A 15039-nucleotide genomic window follows, 5' to 3' on the forward strand; every position below is an offset into this window, starting at 1 on the left:
CATATTGTCAATGCATCTTTTCAATTCGATTCACTGTCCAGGATGTGCTTCCTTACCCGTGCTAAACGCCAACGTCCAAAAAAGGGGATCATCATGAAAGCCACGCATCTGGGTATTTTCGTCGCCCTCACGCTTGCGCAGAACGCCATCGGAGCGGAGGTTCCGGTCACGGAATCCGTCAAGTCGTCCGGTACGCTCACAATCGCAAATGGGCTCGATTACGCACCATTTGAGTTCGTCGATGCAAACGGCCAGCCGGCTGGCCTGGACGTGGATTTGGCGCACGAGGCGGCGAAGCTCATCACGGCTAAACTCGACCTTCAGCGCATACCTTTCGCTTCCCAAATTCCTTCGCTCTCGGCCGGAAGGGTCAAGGTAGCGTGGGCGACGTTCACGGTGAAGGAAGATCGCTTGAAGCAGGTCGACTTCGTCACGTTCCTCCAGTCAGGAACCGTGGCGATGGTTCTCCCTGACAAAAAAGACTCCATCTCGGATGCGAAGAGCCTGTGCGGCAAGCGGGTGGCTGTCCAGACCGGATCGGCGGCCGATTTCACCACGGACAAGCTGAGCGAGGACTGCGCGAAATCCAACCTGCCCAAGATCGACAAGGTCATCTATCCCGAGCAGAAAGACACGATCCAGGCGGTGCTGACAGGTCGGGCCGACGCTCGTTTCGACGACTCCACCGCAGCTGGATATTACGAGCAGACCAGCAATGGAAAGCTCGTCGTTGCTCCGGGAGTCTACGATGTCCTACCTTTAGGCGTCGCCGTCCAGAAAGGCGACAAGGCCTCAGCTGAAATGATGCAGGCAATTTTTCAGGAACTCATCGCCAACGGCAAGTACGAGACCGTCCTCGACAAGTATGGCATGTCGCTCGCGGCGGTCAAAAAATCCCGTATCATCACCTCTGTCGATCAGATTGCCGAATAAGCCCCTTACGAGCGGATGAGCGCCATCCGCTCGCTTTCACCCTCGCTTTGGCTTGTTTGCCGTGACCAAATTCACGAGCGACGGGAGCAGACGGAAACTGCGCCATTTTTTCACCGAGATCATGTATGAACGCACACGCTTCAACGAGGCACCAGACCTATCTGAACGCGGCCGAACTCGCAGTCATCCGCAGCCAATACCCGATCGTCAAAGAATGCATCTATTGGAACAACGCCGCTGTTTCCCCTATATCGATCGGCGTGCGGGATGCGATCGCCCGGCAGGCGACACTCCATGCCACGGACACGTCCGGGATCATGGTGGCAAGCGCGCCGACATGCGACAAAGGACGCAGCCTTGCCGCCAAACTTGTTGGCTCGACTGCGGAACGGATTGCCTACATCCAGAACACCTCGCATGGCCTGTCGCTCGTCGCCTTGGGAATCGACTGGAAGCCTGGTGACAACCTGGTGGTTCCTGAGCTCGAATTTCCCTCAAACTTTCTCATCTGGGAGACGCTTTCCCAGCAAGGTGTGGAAATCCGCACGATGAAGGCGCGCAACGGAGCGCTTGCTCCAGATGATCTTCGTTTCCTGGTCGACAGCAGGACGAAACTGGTCGCAGTGAGCCATGTTCAGTTCTACAGCGGTTTCCGGGTTGATCTCGCCGGATTCTCGCAAATCTGCGCCGATCACGACGCATTGTTGGTCGTCGACGGCACGCAGTCGGTCGGGGTGCTGAGCGTGGACATGGAGGGCGAAGGCGTAGATGTCCTCGTTGTGAGCGCGCATAAATGGATGCTCGGACCAGTCGGAATTGGCTTCGCCGCGTTCTCCGAAAGGGCTTTCGAACGCATCAAGCCGCGCATCGTCGGTTGGTTGAGTGTGAACGACGCCTTCTCCTTTCATCGCGTTCTCGATTTTCTTCCAGACGCCAAGCGGTTCGAACCAGGCACCGAGAACGGCGCAGGCATCTTCGGATTGGCCAAGAGGCTTGAAGAGATCGATTCCATCGGCATGGAGAAGATCGAGAGTTATGTTATGGAACTCGGAGCGCGAATTCGGACGCAGGCTAAATCCGCAGGGTACGAAATCATGAGTGATTGGCCGGAAGAATCCCAGTCGGGCATCATCCTGCTGAAGAATCCAAAGATGGCCACCAGCGTCCTGTTTGCAGACTTAGATGCTGCCGACGTGAAATGCAGCGTCAGGAACGACGCCGTCCGTTTTTCGCCCCACTACTACAGCAATGAGGATGAGCTTGCGCTGGTCTCAGATGTATTACGCGGAGCAGCGTCCCGAGCCAATGCGTAACACGCCACTCGCTCGAAGGCGGCACTTTGATAGCGTGCATGCTGCATTTGTCGCATTCCGGCCAAATTCCGGTGATCCTGGACAGCAAGGAACGGTGTCAATACAAAGGCCGCCGATAGTTGGCGCGAGGGCGTGCCGGTACCGCCGAAACAACCGCTCCATTTCTTCCGGCGGATTCAGATAGCGGTCGGCGTGGCGCTCGCGCTCGAAGCCGACATCGTCGATTGTGGTGCGGGTGCGAATGCAGGTGACGATGTCCTGCAACTGCCGGCGACCTGGTTCGTGGAAGAGGATGTCATTGGTGACGACCGTCTTCACCTTGAACCGCGCCGCAAGATTGGAAATCTCATGCAGCCGCAGCTGGTCGTTCTGCCGACGCCGGAGGCAGAGCGACACATAGGCCCGATCACCAAACAGCTCGGCCATCTTGCGCAGCTGGATCGCACAGACGTCATCCGGCAGGTCCGGCACCAGAATGCCGATCATGCCGTCGGTGTATGCGATGACATCATCCCAATGCAGGATGCAGTTGTTCTTGCCGCCGCGCGACTTGCCAAGCGTGATGAGACGAGTCAGCCGGGAATAGGCAGCCCGGTCGCTCGGATAGACCAGCACCGACATGCCGTCTTGCAGATCGAGCCGGCAACCGACAAGGAGGCGTAATCCCGTGGCGCGCGATGCTTCGAGCGCCCGGACAATCCCGGCAAGGGAATTGCGATCGACAACGCCGAGAGCTTCGATGCCGAGAGCCTTGGCGGTCTCGAACAGTTCCTGCGCTGAGCTTGCGCCGCGCAGGAAGGAAAAATGGGTCGTGACCTGCAGCTCGGCATAACTCATGCGAAGATCCCATGGCAGAACCAGCGATGGTTTCCGGTTTCAGGATCGATGCCATCACCGGAACGAAACACCCAGAGACGCTCGCCGGCCTCGTCTTCGATGACGAAATAATCCCGCACCGCCTCCATCTCGGCGTCGCGCCGCCACCACTCGCCAAAAATCCTCTCGGGCCCATCGGCCCGCTTGACCTTCCGGCGCTTGCCGCGCCAGGTGATCGATACCGGCGGACGGTCCGGTAGCAAGGCAATCGCTTCGATCAGCTCGGGACGGGCCAGCAGCCGGACAGGCCGGCGCCAATGGCTGACCCAGGTGACCTCGACCGGATCGGCAGCAGGACTGATGCGCTGGACGGAGCGCTCGGGCACGTCGGAGGCAACCGGCGCCACCCGATACACGCGCTGCCCGCGGTTGCCATAGATATCGATCAATGGCGTCACGTCCTTCACTTCCTCCTCGACCAGCGATGACGACCTCTGGCGCTCCTCCAGCGGCTCGACTATGACCGCAACCAGGGTGAGCTTCTCGATCCCGAAGCCGGGCTCGATCTTCTCCGTTCGATCGCGAAACAGCTTCGTCAGCCAGGCGACGTCGCGCACCGGCTTCACCGCGCCGGCGCGGATTGCCTGCCTGGCACCATCGACCTTCTCGACGATCAGATCCGCCCGGCGAACGCCAAGGCCGCGTTTCTGAAGCTCCTCGATCAATTGCACGACCAGCCGACCGACATATTTGTTGATGGTTTCGGCAGCGCCGATCGGTTCGGCAAAGGCGCGGCTCACTTCAATCAGCTCGGCGGTGCGGATCGGATCGATCGGTTCGGAGACTCGGCCGAACATCTGGTCGAGCCGCCGGCCAATCTCCGGACCGAAACGAAGCGTCAGCGGCGCGCGCGGCGTGTTGGCCAATTCGCCGATCGTCTGGAAACCGAGCGTGCGCAGATCGCTGACGACTTTCCCGGGAAGGCGCAGCAACGATATCGGCAGCTTTTCGACGGCGCGCACCGTCTCGCCGATCGGTACGATGACCGTCTCGCGGCTGATGGCACGGGCGCAGGCGTGGGCCGCACCCCAGGTGTCGGCGATCGCGACCCGCGGAGTGAGCTTCTTTGCCAGGAACTGATTGGCGATCTTCGTCACCATTGGCAGCTCGCCGCCCTGCAGGTGATCGGCACCCTCGGTATCCATGACGATCCCGTCGATGCCATCGACTGCGACGATCGGTGAGTAGAGCGTCAGCGCCCAAAGGGTGATGCGTTCGAGTGCTGCGGCATCCTTTACAGGATCCGCATCGACCAACATCAGGCCACGGAAAAGCGCCTGTGCTTTGGCCGCCGGCATGCCGACATGCACCCCGGCTTTTCGGGCGGCCGCGTCTGCGGCCGAAACCCAGCGTTTAGACCCACTCCTAGCGATCACGGCGATCGCCTGTTCAGGCGGAATAGACGGATCGGCGCGACGAATACGATCCGTCGGCAGATCCGGCCTTCGCTCGAAATTTGAGAGCTCTTCGACAGGCGAGAAAAATGTCGCAGGAGGAGCTCGCCCATCGTGCCAGCGTTGATCGGACCTACATCAGCTCTCTAGAACGATGCGTCTACAGCCCAAGTATTGAGGTGCTAGACCGATTCGCTGCCGTGCTGGGTGTTGAACCTGCTGACCTACTTAGAAAGCCAAATAAGGAATAGCGAGCAACCGTGCGGCGACCTCGGTATTCTTAACGCGATCGCCGCCCTAACCTGTTGCGAAAGTTGGCTTTCGCGGCGTAAGCATATGTATGGAACTGCGCGGCAGCACATTCGGCGCCGAGGAAGCCGGATGGCGGCCGCCCCTTGGCTAATTGCGCTCCCCCCGCAATTACATAGCCGGTGACCTGCCACTGAAGTTTCATCCGGCTGCGATTAGAGCCTCGGCGGTTTTGAACCGCTCCCAAACGTTGGACCAGCGGACGCTAGAGTTTTCCGGCTTCATTCAGGGAGGCGAGCTGGTTGCGCCTCCCGAATTCATCAGCGAGATCGGCGGCTTATTGCCGATTGCACCATGAGGCCGTTCTTCGTTGTAGTATCTACGCCAATCCTCCATCTTTTCGCGGGCATCCGCAAGGGTTAGGAACCAATGCAGGTTCAAACATTCGGCACGAAAGCGGCCATTGAATGCTTCAATGAATGCATTATCGGTCGGCTTGCCTGGGCGTGAGAAGTCCAAGGTCGCCCCCTTGGCATAAGCCCAAAGATCAAGATCGCGGGATACGAACTCCGTCCCTTGATCGACCCTGATGGTCTTTGGATAGCCGACATTCCGGCACACCCGTTCCAACGTCTGCACGACATCTTCACCGTAAGCCCACGGTGAAGGCCGTCTTGCAGTGACGGGCTGCTGACTGCGAGTCCTAGTGGTAACACTAGGAGTAGCCATATGACGAAGCATTCAATTGAGGTGATCACGTCCGTAGAGCGCCGTCGGCGCTGGTCACGCGAAGATAAAGAGCGCCTCGTCGCTGCATGTTTTGAGCCGGACGCGGTGATCTCCGAGATTGCCCGCGCGGCCGGCATCCATGTCAGTCAACTTTTCCGCTGGCGTAAGGAGCTTTGCCAAATTGAGCAGCTGAGCTCTGATACGTCGACTTTTGTGCCGGTGATCGTGTCAGATGTCGCATTAATCAGAGCTTAATTGTTCTGGGTAGGATCAGCAGATGCACCATCGGTCGTCGTCGGGGGGCATATTCGTTTGGCATGGCGGCAGATGAATTTGATATTGGGTAACGCAAGAAATGCGATCTAGCATGACCGAGCAAGGCCACGGAGTGCAATTACAGCGCCAGATCCAAGGGAGCTTGACAATGGTCGCACATTCTATCGTTCACCCGGCTTTCGCCGACACCAAAACGCTCACCGGCACATGGAAGCTTAAACGTTGGGTGTTGGAAGACGTAGACACAAAGGAACAAAAGCCCTCTCCGTTTGGCGAGCGCCCCGCGGGCTGTGTCTTCTTCTCATCGGGTCGCATATTGGTTCTGATCACGGCTGAAGATCGCAAGCCGGCCGAAGGTGCCGATGGGCAGAGTGCCGCCTTCCGCAGCTTGTATACGTACTCCGGTAAATATCGGCTGGAGAACGATCGTTTCATAACGAAAATTGACATTGCGGGTGATCAGAATTGGGTGGGCTCCGAACAACAACGGACCTATCGCGTGGACGGTGACACCCTGATCATCGAAAGCGTTCCGGCTACCCAAGCCGGAAAGACGTTGCGCGGTATCTTGGAGTGGGAAAGAGAGCCTTAAGTCAAGAGCAGGCTTGGCTCCTGAACTTTTAGTGGGCCTGAGGTCGGGCCGCCAGGAATTAGTGGCCACCGAGCGCACCCTGTTCCCCGGATATTCGAATTGCGTCACGCCACCGAGTGCTGATTGATTGACGTAAAATGAGACCAATGACGAGCGCGTGAGTCTTGGGACGATTATGGGCTTGCTGTTGAGGACGTCAGGAGCGTGACCTTGCCTACTGGTTCCCGGTCAAACCGGAGCAAGACGAAATGTGGCCTGTCGGCCCGATCGATATATTGGAGATCTGTTCTGATTGTCCGATAGTGATGAGCCGGCAAAGGTTAGACCTATTGTCCGGCACATCGCCTTTCAGCCGGTTTTACAAGATAGGTCGCGCATCGACGCTGCTATTCCTGAAGTGTTGCGATGAGTTTTGGTGGTCTCCGCAGCTCCGCCGCAGCGGCAGACGCGGCTGCATCGACCGTCCCGCCGGACACGTGAACCGTCGGAGTTGCGAACTGGATGCCTTTTTCCGCGAACGTCTTCTTGAGACATCACTTGCCTGGTTTGATACTCTTGGCTCCATCGAAGTGATCCAGACGATCGGAGCTTCGCCTATCCTGGGCGACCTCTTTATCGCAGCATGGCTGGGGTCCGTTTTGATTGCGCTGATCTTCGTGATTTGGCTGCGAACACGCGTCAAGGATCGCCCGTTGGCAGATGCGAAACTTGGCGATAATGATATCAAAGATGTCATTATCGCCACTCGCGCTGCGAGTTCGCTGGCGTAGACTGAGGCTCTCTTCAACGCATCCTCAAGGATCAAAATGATGGTCTCTCTGAAGTACTCCGCAACCGCGATGGTGGTCGCCCTCAACATCAGCGCTGCACTCATTCTCGGTGCACCGGCGCATGCCGCCGAGCCAACTTCAACCGCGCAGGCGAACGTCGGCTTGTGGGTCGTGCTAGATGCCAAGGCTGGAAAGGAAGAGGACGTCGCGCAATTCCTGCGCGGCGGCCGCGCTATCGTGCAGGACGAGCCGGCAACGATCGCTTGGTATGCGGTTCGTTTAAGTAAGACCCAATTTGCAATCTTTGACACGTTCCCCGACGAGGCAGGTCGGTCGGCGCACCTGGCTGGCAAGGTCGCAGCCGCATTGATGGCCAAGGCCCCCGAATTGCTGGATCATGCGCCCACCATTTCAAAGATCGACATCATGGCGACGAAATAGCCCGCAGCGAACCAACCGGTCGTTTGTGGCGGGCCAACTCCATCATACTTCGGCGTTGGCCTGCACGGACGACATTGAACTCGCTCCATCGGCTTTGGCGTTCGAGATGAGCGTCAATGCGGCCGTAGAGTTGGTTTCCCGCTAATGAACGCTACCAGACTTTTTAGCACGACCGCGTATGTGATCTTGTTATTCTTGGATTCGGCAACGCGACCGCTACCCCACTGGGATATTCCCTCTTGCGTTAGGGCTCGTCGCACAGCCGCCCGCTCCTCCAGCCGACGTGCATGAGAGGTCCAAGCGGGGTAGAGATTTCGCATCGCAACGGCCATACGACTTCCCCAGCGGTGGACTACGAGAAAGTACGGATCAACGATTGAATAGGACTCTCCCAATCTCGGTCCGTCAACTTGGATTCTATAAGCGCAAACGCGGAAGCCAAATGCTCCTTTCCTTTATGAACTAAGGGCGCGTACATCGATTGATCCGGTAAGAAAAAGTCGGCGCGCCAGATCATGCGTAGCGCCGGATCATTCGGACGGCGACCGCGTGAACCGCGCTCGACAGCCAGTTGAACCATTCGATGGAACGGACGATGTTTTCTGCACCCGCTCCCAGGAGCCCTGCACCCGGATTCGTCAGGCCCAGGTGAAATAAGATTGCCGGCGCCTCAGTGAGAGTAAAATTCTCGGCAATGAGAACAGGGATTCGCCCTTTCGGGTTTAAGCGGTGAAATCCGTCGGCCTTGGCTTCGGGATGGTCTGGTGACATCAACGCCAGCGAATAGGGCTGACGCCCTGCTTGCCCACCAACCACGTGCTGCTGTCGATGCACGAGAGGTGCCTAGTAGGCGCGGACAAACTCCAACGGTGCGCATAACTGCCAATCTATACCGGAGACACCGGGCGACGAGAGATGGACGGACTCGTCGCCCGGGATTCCTCCCCGTGCCCGCGTCAGGCTTCGGGAAGGGCTGACTTCCAGGACTTGCCGGCCGACCTCAGCGCAGGCGAGCCTTGAGTTCCTCGCTTGCCTGATGCATCGCGGCACGCGAGGCGGGCAAATCGGACAACGGGTTGATCGCCCCGAAATCGTGGATCATGCCGTTGTAGCGGGTAACGACCACGTCGACGCCGGCAGCGTCGAGCTTGCGGGCATAGGCTTCGGCTTCGTCGCGCAGACGTCCATTTCCGCCGTCTGCATAAGTGTCGGCGGCAAGCCTTTCCATTGCTCAGGCGTCGCCTGGAGCGGCGGGGCGTAGATTTCCTGGCGCTGCTCAGCGTGCGGGACATAGGCGCTCCAAAACCACTTCATCATGTCCTTGGTAAGGAAGTGACCGGTGGCAAACGCGTCGTAGGAGGCGTCCTCGAAGTTCGCGTTTGTAGCTGGCCAGAACAGGACCTGGGCACGCAGAGCCGGACCGCCCTTGTCCTTAGCCATCAGCGCGACCACCGCCGCCATATTGCCGCCGACGCTGTTACCGACAACAGCTAGCCGCTTGCCATCGACGCTGATCTGTTCGCCATTCTCGGCGACCCACTTTGTGGCTGCATAAGCCTCGTTGATCGCCACCGGATAGCGCACCTCCGGCGACAGCGTGTAGTTGACGAATATTGCCGCTGCGCCGGAGTCTGCGACCAGGTCGCGGACGAACCGCTCGTTCGTCGGGAAGTCGCCGAGGATCCAGCCTCCACCGTGGAAGAACATGAAACCCGGCAGCACGCCATCGGTGCCAGCCGGACGTACGATGGTGAGCTTCAGAGGTTTGCCGTCGACGCTTATCGTCTTCTCGCTGATGTCGGCCGGCGCCAGCTTGGCGCCGGCTTGCGCAGCCGCCACGGCCGCCCGTGCATCGGCGGGGGAGAGAGACTCCAGGGGCGGAGCGCCAGCCTTGGCCATCGCTTCCAGGAAGCCCTCCGTATTGCGTTCGACGCCAGGGCTACGAGCGGCCAGCGCCACGTTCGCTACAGCGGCGGCAACGGCGCCGGCGATGACGGTTTGGACGATTTTCATGATATGGCCTTTATAAAAATGATGCAAAAAGATTTAAGCTAGAGCCGGTCGCCCGTTGAGGGATCGCGTTCGCTTTTGATTACCGGCGAACGGGTAGCATCGAAGCCAGGTTGCACGCGCTGGTCGCCGATGGCCACCAACCTAGGATCTTATCCAACCGCAGGAAATGACAGCTCATGCCAAGATCGATATCATTCGCGCCACGAAGCTATTGCAGGTGGCACCTGATAGGGGCGGGGTCCTCAATCTGGAAGTTCTCGTCGAGTCTGCCAGCGGGAGTGATGTCAGCTTTTCATCTCCCACATGTTGAGAGTGCAACACGAGGCCAGTCGCTAGGCCCGTGTGCTCCAGTGCAGCGATTGTCGAGGGTAAGGCAACTTACTGGATCCACGTCCGACGCTTGGAACCACGATGGCCCGCCGCTTGCTTGACGTCGGGCGGCAGGAGGTGCTGGCCGCAGCAGAGTCCAGCTGGAGGTCGACCACCACGTGATACCTCGAGGCTCGCTTGGCGCGGCGATCACGTCGTCGCTGATCGCTGAATTGTTGGTTTCGCCGTAAGTTGGGCGCTGGAATTCTTAGGCCAGCCAAATAAAGGCTCTCGCTGATCCCTCAGTTGCCGGAACGAAAGACGCTGTCGTCACGCGCAAGTCACCCAGCACGATATGGATCTAACACCTGCCTAATGGTGCTTTTACAGAGCGCGCGGAGGTTTTTGATAACCGGGTCGCAGATTTCGACGCGCGGATATCCGCCTCATCGTCGCTCCCCTGCGAGTGAGCAACAACGAGCCGATAAATCGTCTCTTCTCACTGAACAAGCTCTGTCTCAGGGCGCTGAGGCCGGACTTGATTGCGTTTTGGACGTGGACCGCAGGTGCCTCAGATTGGAGCAGGAGCGGCGCCGCGCTTATCGGCGCCGCCCCCAATCGCTCGTGTCAGATGTTTAGCCGAGGTCATTAGACGGTCTCGATCAGTTCAGCACGCTGTTTCGGGGTCAGCACAGACCCGCTCGCTGCCTTTGTGTTATCGATCATGGAAGCTGGATTCCCGGTTCCCGGAATCGCGCAGGTGATTGCTCGGTGGCCAAGCACGAATTTGAGCGCAAGCTGCGCCCACGAAGTCGCACCTACCTCCGCTGCCCAGTCAGGCAGCGGCTTCGCCTTAAGGCGGCGCAACAGATCACCGCCTCCAAAGGGCCGGTTACACAAGACCGCAACGCCCTTGTCCTCAGCCAGTGGGAGTAGTCTCTTCTCCGCTTCGCGTTCTTCCACTGAATAGTTGATCTGAAGGAAGTCGACCGGCGTTGTGTTCAGAACCCGCTCCACCTCGGCATAACCCGAGCGAGTGTAATGGGTTATGCCAATATAGCGGATACGTCCGGCTTCTTTGAGACCGCGCAGGGTCTGCAGATGCGTTTGCCAGTCCTGAAGATTGTGAACCTGTATGAGGTCGATAACGTCACTGCGAAGCAGACGGAACGACTGCTCGATCTGCCGGACGCCAGCCTCTCGCCCTGATGTCCAAACCTTGGTCGCAAGAAAAGGCGAGTCAGCGCGGGGCTGACGAGTGAGCAGCGCGCCGACGACTTCTTCGGCACGCCCATACATAGGCGAGCTGTCAAGGAGCGTTCCGCCCGCCGCAAAAAGCGTGTCGAGCACATTGGAGAGCCGTTCTTCGCCCGGCGCATTGAGCGTAACGTCGAAGCCCCGATAGGTGCCGAGCCCTATCACGGGCAGGGCTTCCTTCGTGGCGGGGATGATGCGTGTTAACATCGCTTTATCCTCTACTCAGCTCATATACCAGCCACCGTTAACGCTGATCGTCTGACCGGTGATATAGCCATTCCCGGCCAGCAGCACGACCACTGACGACACCTCGTGGGTCTGGCCGAATCGCCCTACCGGGATGAGCGTAGGCTGGATCGCCGAATTGCTCTTGAGCATTTCCGTCTCGATCAGCGCGGGGGCAATGGCATTGGAGGTGATGCCCTCCTTGGCCAGCGCAGCCGCGTAGTAATGGGCAAGCCCGATCAAACCAGCCTTACTGGCTGCATAATGCGGACCGATGACGCCGCCGAGCTGTGCGGCCACCGACGATATGGTGATGATCCTGCCCCACTTGCGTTCCCGCAGGCCAGGTACAGCGGCCTGAGTGACATGGAAGGCGGAAGTGAGATTGACTCGAATGGTCTCGTCCCAGTCAGCCGCCGTGATCTGGTCGAGTGGGCGTGATGGATTGATACCGGCATTGTTCACGACAATGCCCAACGGCCCCAATTGCGCCTCTGTCTCGCGGACGAGATCCACTGCGATCTGCGGGTCGGACACATCGCCGCCGACCGCGACCGCCCTCCCGCCTTCCTGGCGGATCGTCTCGGCGACTGCCTCTGCCCCCGTTCGATCGCTGTGGTAGCCCACCGCGACGCTGGCGCCGGCAGAGGACAGAGCGTAGGCTATGTCACGGCCGATACCGCGCGAGGCGCCGGTAACAAGTGCTACTCGTCCGGTAAGATCGCTCATTTCATTCTCCTTTCATGTGAGAGGATCGGTATTCGTTCTTCCAGTTCAGGACGAGCGTGCTAGCCGCCGCAGCTATAAGCGCTAGCGATAGGCCGCAGGCGCTGGTCCAGCCGCCGAAGCTCCATGCCAGCATCCCCGCAAAAGAACCGGCCGCTCCGCCGCCGAAGGTGGCGGCCATGTAAAGCGTATTGAGACGAGCGCGGATGTCATCGCCAAGCCCCAAAATACGCGTCTGGTTCGCGATCTGACCGCTTTGCAGGCCGAAGTCGAGCAGGTTCACGGCCACCACCAAGATGAGCAGCGAGCCGCCGCCGAGCCAGCCTGCCAGTGCTAAGGCTATGCCGCTGGCAGCCAGCGACACCAGGTTGATCTTGGACGAACCAACGCGATCGGACAGTCGACCGGCCATCGGCGCCAGGATCGCGCCTGGCGCGCCGTAGAGCCCGAACAGACCTGCCGTTGCTGGCCCGAACCCAAAGTCTGGGCCGGCGAGGTAGAAGGCCAGCGTCGCCCATAGAGCCGAGAAGGCACCGAAGACCAGGAAGCCCAGCGTCATGGACAGGCGTAGCGGGCGGTGCTGCAGCAGTGGCGGTAGCGAACGCAGCAGGCCGAGATAGCCGGTATGCCGGGGCTTGGTTTCGCGCTCAGGGATCAGGCGCGGCACGATTAGCACCAACAGGCCGGTCAAGACGGCAGCCAGCAAGTAGGGAGAACGCCAGGTACCGGTCACCTGTGCGAGGGATCCCGATGCTGTGCGCGACAACAGGATGCCAAGGATCAGTCCGGTTTGCAGCGCACCGATGGTCCGTCCGCGATGCTCAGGCGCCGTCATGCCCGAGACGATCGGGATCAAGATTTGCGGGACAACGGTCGATGCCGTTAGCGCGACGCTGGCCGCGGCCAGCAGCGAAGTCCTTGACGAGAACGCTGCGGCCAACAGAAAGAGCGAAGTCAACACCAGCAGCGTGCGCACCAATCGACGCGATGCAATCACGTCGGCAAGAGGCAGCACGAACAGGATGCCGAGCGCATAGCCGACCTGGGCGCCGACGGCGACCAAGCCGGCTGTTTGCTCGGGCACCCTCAGGCTCACCGCCATCTGGTCGAGTAGCGGTTGGCATAGGTAAACATTGCCGACGGTGATCCCACAGGCGGCCGCCAGCATTGGCAGCGTGCCGCGCGTCAACTGTGAGTGAGGAGTGCTCTCGCCTGCCATGGAAGATCCGTTGTCCCTGGGCCGTGGGGGTTGCGCCCAATCATGGTGCACTATATAGTGTAATTCTGCACTCACCAGTGCAATTCAGTCAAGAGGAAAACTGAAATGCCGTCCCGTCCGCCCGCCGCCTTGTCTCCCAAGGGCGTGGTTTCGATCTTCGAGGCTGTGGCGACACCCACGGCCGCTCTCTCCAAGCGAGATGCGATTCTGGCGGCTGCAACCCGTGTTTTCTTGCGGCAAGGTTACGAGGGCACCAGCATGGACCTGGTGGCGCAGGAATCTGGTGCAGCCCGGCGCACTCTCTACAACCAGTTTCCCGACGGTAAGGAAGAACTGTTTCGCGCCGTCGTCGAGCGCGTCTGGAGCGCCTTCCCCGTCTTGGATATCGTCGCCGAAGCCGAGACGCAGGCAGATCCAAACGTCGGCTTGCGTCGGATTGCAGCAGCCGTGGCGGCATTTTGGGAACCGCCGCTAGCGATTGCCTTTCTGCGCATGATCATTGCCGAGGGCACCCGTTTTCCTGACTTGACGGAGAGCTTTTTCAAGCATGGCAAGACGCCAGCGATGGGCGCTGTTCGGGCCTATATCGAAATGCAAGCCGAACGGGGGCTCCTAACGATCAAGGACGGCGAGCGTGCCGCCCGTCAGTTCCTCGGACTGATCGATGAGCCGCTGCTTTGGATACGTGTGCTGGGCCGCGATGAGAAGTTCAGCCAATCTGAACGTCAGGCTGTGATCGATGAGGCCGTGGACATCTTTCTTGGCCACTACCGGACCCGGCGTGCGGGGCGCTGACGATGCTCTCCGGGTAACACGCTCAAGACACCGCTTTTTAGCGTGAAACATTTGTTTAGATTGGTTCATAAGATGAAACTCGCAACGATAATTGTCGACGGTCAGCGCAAAGTGGTCGTCATAGATCCTTCCGGCGAACGCTACACGCCGGCAGCGGAAGCCTTTCCGGACCTGGCGCCGTCCACCCATGAAGACATGGTCAGTCTGATCGCTGAGATAGGCCGGCAGAAACGATCGGCGCCGTTGGAGGGGAGCACGGCCATTGCGATCGACGATCTCCTGCCGCCAATCACCAATCCGCCGCATAATGTGTTCTGCGTTGGCAAGAACTATCACGCTCACGCCCATGAGTTCACGAAAAGCGGGTTCGACGCCGGAGCGACCGCGGCCGAAGCCATCCCGGAACATCCCATCATATTCACAAAACCTTCTTCCTCCCTTGCGCGACCCTTCGGAGATATTCCTCTCTGGCCGGGCCTTGACGAGGCCGTCGATTACGAAGCGGAGTTGGCTGTCGTGATCGGTAAGGCTGGTCGCTTCATCACGGCCGAGCGCGCGTTGGATCACGTCTTCGGATATACCGTGTTCAACGACGTTACAGCACGCGACCTGCAGAAGAAGCACAAGCAGTGGTTCCTCGGCAAAGGAATCGACGGGTTCGGACCGATCGGCCCCTGGATCGTGACGAAAGACGAACTTGATATAGCGAACGTGGAAATCACCTGTACGGTCAACGGCGAAGAGCGCCAGAAAACTTCGACAAAGGATCTCATCTTCGACATCCCCACCCTGATCGAGGTCATCTCCCGCAGCGTCACGCTGTTGCCCGGAGACATCATCGCCACTGGCACACCTGCCGGTGTCGGGTCGGGATCGGCTTTGAGCCACCCCGGTTCTTGAAGGATGGCGACAAGGTCGTGGT

Annotated in this window: 14 protein-coding genes and 3 pseudogenes; 9 read left to right on the plus strand and 8 right to left on the minus strand. The window is 59.3% G+C overall.

Features of this window, described 5'->3' with window-relative positions; translation table 11 throughout:
- Positions 1–93 precede the first annotated feature (93 nt).
- Together HJB89_RS27025 and HJB89_RS27030 are read left to right on the plus strand one after the other, a co-directional pair.
- The gene (locus HJB89_RS27025) at positions 94–933 is read left to right on the plus strand and encodes an ABC transporter substrate-binding protein (protein ID WP_011654686.1); all 840 of its coding nucleotides are present in this window, start codon (positions 94–96) and stop codon (positions 931–933) included.
- Between the two features lie 125 nt (positions 934–1058).
- Positions 1059–2246 (plus strand): aminotransferase class V-fold PLP-dependent enzyme, encoded by a 1188-nt coding sequence (locus HJB89_RS27030; RefSeq protein WP_011654685.1) that lies wholly within the window; start codon positions 1059–1061, stop codon positions 2244–2246.
- Positions 2247–2360: 114 nt separating this feature from the next.
- On the opposite strand, the pseudogene HJB89_RS27035 reads toward HJB89_RS27030, so the two are convergent.
- Both HJB89_RS27035 and HJB89_RS27040 read right to left on the minus strand, forming a co-directional pair.
- A pseudogene (locus HJB89_RS27035) lies at positions 2361–3083 on the minus strand (PHP domain-containing protein); the annotation flags it as partial.
- Complete coding sequence (locus HJB89_RS27040; RefSeq protein WP_049778445.1) at positions 3080–4558, minus strand: DNA polymerase Y family protein; 1479 nt, start codon at positions 4556–4558, stop codon at positions 3080–3082. The pseudogene HJB89_RS27035 and the gene HJB89_RS27040, both read right to left, overlap by 4 nt.
- Positions 4559–4578: 20 nt before the next feature.
- Between HJB89_RS27040 and HJB89_RS27045 the strand changes: the two genes are divergently transcribed.
- Positions 4579–4767, plus strand: a complete 189-nt coding sequence (locus HJB89_RS27045; RefSeq protein WP_011654683.1) for a helix-turn-helix domain-containing protein — start codon at positions 4579–4581, stop codon at positions 4765–4767.
- 283 nt (positions 4768–5050) lie between these two features.
- On the opposite strand, the pseudogene HJB89_RS27050 reads toward HJB89_RS27045, so the two are convergent.
- Positions 5051–5416 (minus strand): annotated as a pseudogene (locus tag HJB89_RS27050) (integrase core domain-containing protein); the annotation flags it as partial.
- A 78-nt stretch (positions 5417–5494) separates the two neighbouring features.
- Between HJB89_RS27050 and tnpA the strand changes: the two are divergent.
- The 4 genes from tnpA to HJB89_RS27070 all read left to right on the plus strand — a co-directional run bounded on the left by tnpA (position 5495) and on the right by HJB89_RS27070 (position 7573).
- The gene (gene tnpA, locus HJB89_RS27055; RefSeq protein ID WP_041936693.1) at positions 5495–5749 is read left to right on the plus strand and encodes an IS66-like element accessory protein TnpA; all 255 of its coding nucleotides are present in this window, start codon (positions 5495–5497) and stop codon (positions 5747–5749) included.
- Positions 5750–5861: 112 nt separating this feature from the next.
- Entirely contained in the window at positions 5862–6362 is a 501-nt protein-coding gene (locus HJB89_RS27060; protein ID WP_244432394.1) for a lipocalin-like domain-containing protein, read from the plus strand.
- A gap of 248 nt (positions 6363–6610) precedes the next feature.
- On the plus strand, positions 6611–7132 hold the full coding sequence (locus HJB89_RS27065; protein WP_011654680.1) for a hypothetical protein: 522 nt from the start codon (positions 6611–6613) through the stop codon (positions 7130–7132).
- A gap of 162 nt (positions 7133–7294) precedes the next feature.
- The gene (locus HJB89_RS27070; protein ID WP_041936714.1) at positions 7295–7573 is read left to right on the plus strand and encodes a putative quinol monooxygenase; all 279 of its coding nucleotides are present in this window, start codon (positions 7295–7297) and stop codon (positions 7571–7573) included.
- A gap of 513 nt (positions 7574–8086) precedes the next feature.
- On the opposite strand, the gene HJB89_RS27075 is transcribed toward HJB89_RS27070, so the two are convergent.
- From HJB89_RS27075 to HJB89_RS27095, 5 genes and pseudogenes are all read right to left on the minus strand, one after another.
- On the minus strand, positions 8087–8407 hold the full coding sequence (locus HJB89_RS27075) for a glutathione S-transferase family protein (protein WP_129557812.1): 321 nt from the start codon (positions 8405–8407) through the stop codon (positions 8087–8089).
- 166 nt (positions 8408–8573) lie between these two features.
- Positions 8574–9589: pseudogene (locus tag HJB89_RS27080) on the minus strand (alpha/beta hydrolase).
- A 954-nt stretch (positions 9590–10543) separates the two neighbouring features.
- Positions 10544–11359, minus strand: coding sequence for an aldo/keto reductase (locus tag HJB89_RS27085; RefSeq protein WP_130722726.1), 816 nt, complete (start codon positions 11357–11359; stop codon positions 10544–10546).
- Between the two features lie 15 nt (positions 11360–11374).
- Complete coding sequence (locus HJB89_RS27090; protein WP_011654677.1) at positions 11375–12106, minus strand: 3-oxoacyl-ACP reductase family protein; 732 nt, start codon at positions 12104–12106, stop codon at positions 11375–11377.
- Position 12107: 1 nt separating this feature from the next.
- Entirely contained in the window at positions 12108–13322 is a 1215-nt protein-coding gene (locus HJB89_RS27095; RefSeq protein WP_130699221.1) for an MFS transporter, read from the minus strand.
- 105 nt (positions 13323–13427) lie between these two features.
- Here HJB89_RS27095 and HJB89_RS27100 point away from each other — a divergent pair, with 105 nt between their 5' ends.
- Positions 13428–14117: a TetR/AcrR family transcriptional regulator gene (locus HJB89_RS27100; protein WP_011654675.1), complete on the plus strand. Its 690-nt coding sequence runs from the start codon at positions 13428–13430 to the stop codon at positions 14115–14117.
- A gap of 72 nt (positions 14118–14189) precedes the next feature.
- Positions 14190–15017: a fumarylacetoacetate hydrolase family protein gene (locus HJB89_RS27105; protein WP_245483865.1), complete on the plus strand. Its 828-nt coding sequence runs from the start codon at positions 14190–14192 to the stop codon at positions 15015–15017.
- Positions 15018–15039 lie beyond the last annotated feature (22 nt).

The organism is Rhizobium sp. NZLR8 (assembly GCF_019685025.1).
GTDB lineage: Bacteria > Pseudomonadota > Alphaproteobacteria > Rhizobiales > Rhizobiaceae > Rhizobium.